This is a genomic window from Inquilinus sp., from assembly GCF_057815775.1.
The window spans coordinates 1-4554 of record NZ_JBYRFX010000924.1 but is presented as its reverse complement, the minus strand read 5'-3'; the positions used below and the strand labels follow the sequence as shown (position 1 = coordinate 4554).

The 4554-nt window shown below is 70.0% G+C and carries 6 protein-coding genes; 3 read left to right on the top strand and 3 right to left on the bottom strand.

Annotation, left to right across the window (positions count from 1 at the left end; all coding sequences use genetic code 11):
- Positions 1 to 155: 155 nt before the first annotated feature.
- From AC3XYG_RS32995 to AC3XYG_RS32985, 3 genes are all read left to right on the top strand, one after another.
- A complete protein-coding gene (locus AC3XYG_RS32995) occupies positions 156 to 578 on the top strand; it encodes a hypothetical protein (protein WP_489144122.1) in 423 nt (140 codons plus the stop codon).
- On the top strand, positions 569 to 1003 hold the full coding sequence (locus AC3XYG_RS32990; protein ID WP_489144121.1) for a CPBP family intramembrane glutamic endopeptidase: 435 nt from the start codon (positions 569 to 571) through the stop codon (positions 1001 to 1003). Before AC3XYG_RS32995 ends, AC3XYG_RS32990 begins: the two co-directional genes overlap by 10 nt.
- Before the next feature lie 62 nt (positions 1004 to 1065).
- Positions 1066 to 1965: a LysR substrate-binding domain-containing protein gene (locus AC3XYG_RS32985; RefSeq protein WP_489144120.1), complete on the top strand. Its 900-nt coding sequence runs from the start codon at positions 1066 to 1068 to the stop codon at positions 1963 to 1965.
- Here AC3XYG_RS32985 and AC3XYG_RS32980 read toward each other — a convergent pair.
- From AC3XYG_RS32980 to AC3XYG_RS32970, 3 genes are all read right to left on the bottom strand, one after another.
- Complete coding sequence (locus AC3XYG_RS32980; RefSeq protein WP_489144119.1) at positions 1949 to 3295, bottom strand: RNA polymerase sigma factor; 1347 nt, start codon at positions 3293 to 3295, stop codon at positions 1949 to 1951. The two genes, AC3XYG_RS32985 and AC3XYG_RS32980, sit on opposite strands and share 17 nt — an antisense overlap.
- Entirely contained in the window at positions 3261 to 3638 is a 378-nt protein-coding gene (locus tag AC3XYG_RS32975; protein WP_489144118.1) for a YciI family protein, read from the bottom strand. Before AC3XYG_RS32975 ends, AC3XYG_RS32980 begins: the two co-directional genes overlap by 35 nt.
- Positions 3639 to 3758: 120 nt before the next feature.
- A complete protein-coding gene (locus AC3XYG_RS32970; protein ID WP_489144117.1) occupies positions 3759 to 4154 on the bottom strand; it encodes a YciI family protein in 396 nt (131 codons plus the stop codon).
- Between the last annotated feature and the right edge of the window lie 400 nt (positions 4155 to 4554).

The following is a 4554-nucleotide window of genomic DNA, read 5'->3' as shown; positions in this document are numbered from 1 at the left end:
TCTATCCAGCGTCGAGCTTGGACCCGGGGTGAGGCCGAGGATTGCGATCCTTTGCCTCGTCGGGAACCGGGCATCGGAATCGATCGCCGACGGCCGCGCCGCACAGGGGCGGCGGGCGCATCGGGATCAGGGCGGGGGATCTCTTGAACGTGCCGATGATCGCGCTGCCATGGGCGGCCATCTTCCTTGCCGCGGCGGCGGTCTGGTTTCGCCCGCTGCGCGGGCTCGCCCTCGGGCTGCTCGTGCTCGGCTATGGCGCGGCGCTGGCCGAAGGGCTGCTGGGGGTCGAGGCCGCCGGGCCGATCCTGCTGCTGCTGGCCGCGGCCGCCGCGGTGTCGCAGACCCGCAGCCGCCCGATCGGCTATGCCGGGCATGCCCTGTTCATCGCCCTCGCCATCGCGCTGTCCCTGCATGTGCTGCCGGGCTTCCACAATCCACGGGTGATCGACGCCGAACGCCTCACCCCGGATGCCGTGCCGTTCACCCTGTACCTCAACCTGGACAAGCCGCTGGCCGGGTTCTGGCTGCTGCTGGTGCTGCCCTGGATCCAGCCGCCCGCAGCCTCAAGGTGGTGCTGACGGCGGTGCCCACCTGCCTGGTGGCGACCGTCATGGTCTGCCTGGTCGCGGCGGCGTCGCTGGGGCTGGTGGTGTGGGCGCCGAAATGGCCCGATCTCCTCTGGCTCTGGGCCCTGAACAACCTGCTGCTGGTCTGCCTGGCGGAGGAGGCGGTGTTCCGCGGCTATGTCCAGGGCGGCCTGACCCGGCTGCTAAACCGCAAGCCCTATGGGGAGGTCACGGCCCTGCTGGTATCGGCCATCCTGTTCGGCCTGGCTCATGCCGCCGGCGGATGGCAGTGGGTGCTGGTCGGCAGCGTCGCCGGCATCGGCTATGGCGTGGCCTACCGGCTCGGCGGGCTGCGGGCGTCAGTGCTGGTGCATTTCGGCCTGAACCTGCTGCACATCTCGCTGTTCACCTATCCCTCGCTGCAACTGACGGTGTAGGCGGCGGGGCGGCTGGGCTATCGTGGCCGCACCGCCGATCCTGAAGCTTCGACCTGGACCCCATGCGCCGACTTCCCGCCCTGACCGCCATGAGGATCTTCGAGGTGGTCGGCCAGACCGGCAGCTTCACCCGGGCGGCGGAGCGGCTGAACCTGACGCAGAGCGCCGTCAGCCGGCAGGTGCGCCACCTGGAAGACCAGCTCGGCCAGGCGCTGCTGGTGCGCCGCCACCACAGGCTGGAATTGACCGCCGCCGGGGTGCAGCTGTTCGAGGCGCTGCAGCACGCCTTCCACGAGGTCGAGCTGGCGGTGCGCGGCATCGAGGAAAAGGGCAACCGCAACCGGCTGCGGCTGAACGTGCCGCCGACCTTCGCCCGGCGCTGGCTGATGCCGCTGCTGCCGTCCCTGCGCCGCGCCCATCCGGATCTTGAGGTCAGCGTCGGCACCAAACTGTCGGACAGCCTGGCTGAGCGCGGGCTGCTGGACTGCGCCATACGCTTCGGCGACGGCGAATGGCCGATGCTGAAGGCGACGCTGCTGATGACCGAGCGGCATATCGCGGTCTGCGCCCCGGCGCTGCTGGAGGATGTCGACCGCGACCGGCCGGTGGATCTGTCGCGCTTCACCTTCCTGCATGTCCTCGCCTCGGACGACCGGCGCTACCTGACCTGGCGGCACTGGCTGAACGCGGCCGGGCTGGACGATGTCGACACCCGCGGCGGTCTCGAATTCGACCTGCTCGACCTCGCCATCGAGGCGGCGTGCGACGGGCTCGGCGTCTCCGTCGTCGACCGCTTCATGGTCGAGCGCGAGCTGGCGGCGGGCCGCCTGGTCCAGCTGCTCGACGTCGAGGTCGAGGGCCATGAATCCTACTGGCTGGTGACCCGGGCGGAACGGGAGGAGGGCACCAACGTCGCCCGCTTCCGGTCCTGGCTGACCGCAGCGATCACCGGCGCGGCGTGAGGCAGCCGGCAGCGGCCTCGGCAGCGCGTCGTTTCAGGAAATCCTGTTCGCGCCGGTTGCCGGCCAGCGCCGCGGCGGCTTCGAAGGCGGCGCGGGCCTCGCCGTGGCGGCCGAGCTTGTGCAGCAGGTCGCCGCGGACGATCGGCAGCAGGTGATAGCCCTTCAGCACCGGCTCGTCCGCCAGCCGGTCCACGATCGCCAGCGCCGCGCCCGGGCCTTCGGCCATGCCGACGGCGACCGCGCGGTTGAGCTCGACGATGGGCGAATGCACCAGCGCCGCCAGTTCGGCATAAAGGCCGGCGATGCGCGGCCAGTCGGTCTCGTCAGCCGTCCGCGCCTGGGCATGGCAGGCGATGATGGCAGCCTGCAAGGCATAGCAGCCGCCGGCGCCGCCGAGCGCGCGCAGCCGGCCGAGCGCCTTCATCCCGCGCCGGATCTGCAACTGGTCCCACAGCGCGCGGTTCTGCTCCAGCAGCAGGATCGGGTCGCCCGCCGCATCGGTGCGGGCCGCCATGCGCGAGGCGTTCAGCTCCATCAGGGCCAGCAGCCCGTGGGCCTCGGGCTCCTGCGGTGCAATGGCGGTCAGCACCCGGCCCATGCGCAGCGCCTCGTTGCACAGCTGCGGGCGCATCCAGTCCTCGCCGCGCGCGGCGGGGTAGCCTTCGTTGAAGATAAGGTAGACGACCTCCAGCACCGAGGACAGCCGCTGCGACAGCTCTTCGCCGCGTGGGGTCTCGTAGGCCAGGCCCGAGTCCGACAGCGTCCGCTTCGCCCGCACGATGCGCTGGGCGATGGTCGCCTCCGGCAGCAGGAAGGCGCGGGCGATCTCCTCCGTCGTCAGGCCGCAGATCATCCGCAGCGCCAGCGCCGCGCGGGCCTCGCGCGGCAGGCGGGGATGGCAGGCGGTGAAGATCAGCCGCAGCAGCTCGTCGCCGATATCGTCGTCCAGGGCGGAGTCGAGATCGGGCATCGCCTGCTGCTCCTCCTCCAGGTCGCGGGTAATCATGGCGTGCTTGCGCGCCAGCATCTGGCGGCGGCGCAGATGGTCCAGCGCCCGGCGCTTGGCCGCCGCCATCAGCCAGGCGCCGGGCCGCTCGGGCACGCCGATCTCCGGCCACCGTTCCAGGGCGATGACCAGGGCGTCCTGGGTCAGCTCCTCGGCCAGCGGCACGTCGCGCAGCATCCGCGCCAGGCTGGTGATCAGCCGGGGTTGCTCGATCCGCCAGACGGCCAGGATCGCGCGATGGGTGTCGGCGGCCGTCATCGCCGCCGACACCGTCTGCGAGGCCGCCGCGTCAAGCGCCGGCCGGGCCGTCGCAATCGGCGGCATCGGCCAGGACCCGGATCTCGCAGGTGCCTTCCCAGCCGGGCATGTGGTCCTTGTGCAGCTGCAGGAACTCCACCGCCGACGCCACGGCCTCCTCCTTGCTGCGGAACTCGAAGATTACATAGCCGCCGATGACCTCCTTGGCCTCGACGAACGGGCCGTCGAGGACGCTGAGCTGCCCGTCTGTCAGGCTGACCCGTGCGCCCATGGGCATCGGCATCAGCTGACCGCCATCGAGCATGCGGCCGGTCTGCAGCTCGCGATTGGCGAGTTTGTTCATGGCCTCCATCAGCTCCGGCGTCGGCGGCTCGGTGCTGGCGGTGGTGATGATCGACATGAAGCGCATCGTGAACTCTCCCTGTGGCGGGCCGCGGGCGCCATCGCCGCCGAACTGCCCCGTCCTTCAACTCGACGAACCAGCCCGGCGTGGATCGACAGCGGATTCGACAAAACATCGGCGAACGGGTCAGTGCCGGGCAGCGGCGGCGGCCGAAGAGGGGATCTCCGCGGCGCATTCATCGGCGAAGGCGCGAACTTCGCAGATGCCGTCCCAGCCCGGCACCAGATCCTTGTGCAGCTGCATGAACTCGACTGCGGAGGCCACGGCCTCCTCCTTGCTGCGCAGCTCGAAGATCGCGTAGCCGCCGATCATCTCCTTGGCCTCGATGAACGGGCCGTCGATGACGCTGAGCGCGCCGTCGGCGATGCGGACCCGCGCACCGGTGGCGAGCGGCTTCAGCCCGCCATTGTCGAGCATGCGGCCGCTCTTGATCTCCCGCTCGGCCAGCTTGCCCATGGCCTCCAGCAGCTCCGGCGTCGGGGCCATGGTCTGGGCGGATGTGACGATGAACATGAAGCGCATTTGGGTCTTCCTCCTGGGGCGAGCCGCGGACGCCATCGCCGCTGCAGTGTCTCGCTATTCAGGACGACGAACCAGCGTGACGCGGATCGACAGGCACTTCGAAAAAATCCATCTGGCCGGGAGCATGATGGCTGAACCGATCTCGGCCGCGTCCGGAACATTCCGTTTCGGAATGCTTTGCCCGAGAACAAGTCGTTTGCGCCGGATGCGGCGGCGCGGTTCACTCCGGCCATCGACAGTGGCGCCGCCGGCCTCGGGAGGACCAGCGACGAAAAGCGCCTCGCTCCCATGGCCCATCGTTCCGGATGCACCGCGCTGTAGAGCCGGCTGTCGGCCCGCGTCCGGACGCGGTCCGGAGCGATGCAGACCATGTAGTACCATCATAAATTAATAGCCGGCC